This window comes from Yersinia sp. 1252 StPb PI (genome assembly GCF_048593885.1).
Classification (GTDB): domain Bacteria; phylum Pseudomonadota; class Gammaproteobacteria; order Enterobacterales; family Enterobacteriaceae; genus Yersinia; species Yersinia enterocolitica_E.
In genome coordinates this window covers 1-2576 of sequence record NZ_JAZGQE010000310.1, presented here as the reverse complement: position 1 = coordinate 2576, position 2576 = coordinate 1, and the positions used below count along the sequence as shown (strand labels likewise).

Below are 2576 nucleotides of genomic sequence, written 5' to 3'. Positions count from 1 at the left end.
CTTCTGACTATTTAGTGTATTACTATTGAAAATAAGTGTAATAGTCATAACGATAATTACGCATAAAATAAAAGTAATAAATGAACCTGTCGCATATACATAAGATAACCCTTTAATTACACTATATTGTGTCAGCCAATTATGCAATAACATAAAACCGAGAGGAAGTGATATTATTACTGCTATGACGATAGGTGTAATGTTCTGCTGTATAAAGAAAATAATATGCGTATAAATTGATCCGCCAATAGACTCCATTATTGCTAGTGTTTTTTCGAGCCGTTTGGTCTCTGAGGTGCTGATTATTATTGTGCTTATTAATACTAATATGACTGTAAATAATGTTACCGTGTTGATCGTATTATACATAAGTATATTATTACTGAAATATTCTTGGTGTAAGTTGCTGACTAATTTTATATGCTCAGTATTAACGTGATAGCGTTTTAATATTTTCTCTATTTTCCCGATGTCTTGAATGTTTTCAAGTTTGACAGCGCCATAGCGTTGGGGATTGTTTTGAATGAGAATAAGTAAGGGAGGCGCTGTCTCCTCTCTATCTGCCAGATAAAAGTCATCGATCACATTCAGTACCCTAACTGAATGTTGCGAGTTATTCTCATTAATATAAAAAATAGTATTCAGTATATGGTCATAGGACTGTTGTCCCATTAATGTCATAAACGATTTCGTGGCAATTGCATGGTAAATGTTGCTATTATCACTGGGTAATAATGGGTTTTTGTCCCCCGCCAGAATATTTACCCCCCAGGTATTAATAAAGTGCTCATTTACCTTTAGGATGTTAACTGTGGCTAGTTTGTCTTTTTCTTGCTGATTACTATGGAATACAGAAGTATTCTGCCGAGACATGTCAAATGGCCGCCAGTTACTTAACGAGATACTATTAACTCCAGCTGCATTCCTTAATTCATCTTGTAAATTGTTTATTGCGGTCTTTGATTTTAATTCGTCACTTAGCATAAATGTTATTACATTTTCTTTTTCATAACCAAAATTGTAATCTTTCATAAAATGCATCTGTGTCATTATACCCGCCCACAGGTATATGATGATACCTGCAATAATTATCTGCATGCAGAACATAATACGAGTCATATAGTGTGACTGTGATGATTGTGCAGCAATGCTGTGGCTATAGGTATTATTAGGCAAAGTCAGCGTCAGCAAAAAGAGGTAGTGGGCGAGTAAAATAGCTGCATAAGTTAGCGCCGTAGTAATAGATAACGCGGTTGAGAAGTCATAACTGCCATGAGTAAAGATAAGCTCTCTGGCACTATCGGAAAATTGCACGAGTGACATCAAAATAAAAAGAGCAACTAACAATACAAATGCAGTTTGGAATGTAGCAATAAAAAATGCTTCTGTGATTAGCTGGTAACGGGACGCGCCAACGGCTTTTTTTATATAGAAACTGTTTCTCTTCTTTGTATTTATCACATTGTTAATATTGAAGAAATTCATTGTCGTAGCAAAAAAAATAAATACACCTGAGGCGTATAAAATATTTAAGTATGAGTTTGAAACTACAGTGCTAATTTCATCAGGCAATGCATTGTCATAATGGATATCAGCAATATTACGTGCTGAAAGCTGAATGAATTCTTCTGGGCTAAAAGGGGCTCCTGGAAGCTGTGGTGCGTGCTGAATAACGTGAGAGTTTAGTTGCTCTGGGGTGGGGCTGATCCCAGATTTCATCGTGATAAAAGCGTAGGCATGGGTATCATACCAATCATGTCTTTTATCGTGGTAGCCATCTAATATTTCAGGAGAGAATGCGATAACTGCAGTCGTTTTAAAACGGCTGGATGGATTAAATTCAACAACATCTTTAATAAGAAATTGGCCTTTATCACCTAACGTTATGACATGCCCTTGAGGATTATCCAGATGAAGATATTGTCGGTTAAACTCTGGGGTAATGATAATTTCATTCTGCGCCAGATAGAGATTTTTTTGTTGATAGGGATTCAATGTGTTAAAAAAATCGGTGCTAATTGCATAGATATCAATATTTGAATACGTCTTATCATTGATATGTAGGTTGGTGAAAATACGTGCGATGTAATCAATCTTTTTGATATCTTTATCATTTCTTAATACGGAAATAAGTGGGAATGGAACTTGTGCTGACTTCACTTCATCGCCGTTAGGTAGATTAAATGATGTTTCTATCCGATATATATCTTTATAGTTACTATTATGTTTTTCAATACAAGAGTCTGTTAAATAAAGAAGCAATACAAAAAATAGTGAGATCAATCCTATAGCCGTTATTAGTATTGCTAACATGCTTGATACTGGGCTTAGCTTCAGATCATTGAAAAATTCACTTGTTAGCATGGAAAACATCTCGCTGATTTTAATAAAATAGAGTGGTGATGTTATTTTTTTCTAAAATTCACCAAACGATAATGATTGTTATAATTAAGATGCTACTAATAGCATCTTAATTTGGTTTAATTAAAAGCATCATTGTTTGATTTATTGTTGTGTAAAACTTTTTGACCAATTCCAGGCGGTTATTTGGTTGTTGGAGTTGCTGCGTTTTAGAT

The 2576-nt window shown here is 34.5% G+C and carries 1 protein-coding gene; it reads right to left on the bottom strand.

Going from position 1 to position 2576, the window contains the following annotated elements; genetic code table 11:
• Positions 1-2364: darobactin export ABC transporter permease subunit (gene darB, locus V2A85_RS23025; RefSeq protein ID WP_420072478.1), on the bottom strand; the 2364-nt coding region annotated here is incomplete at its 3' end.
• Between the last annotated feature and the right edge of the window lie 212 nt (positions 2365-2576).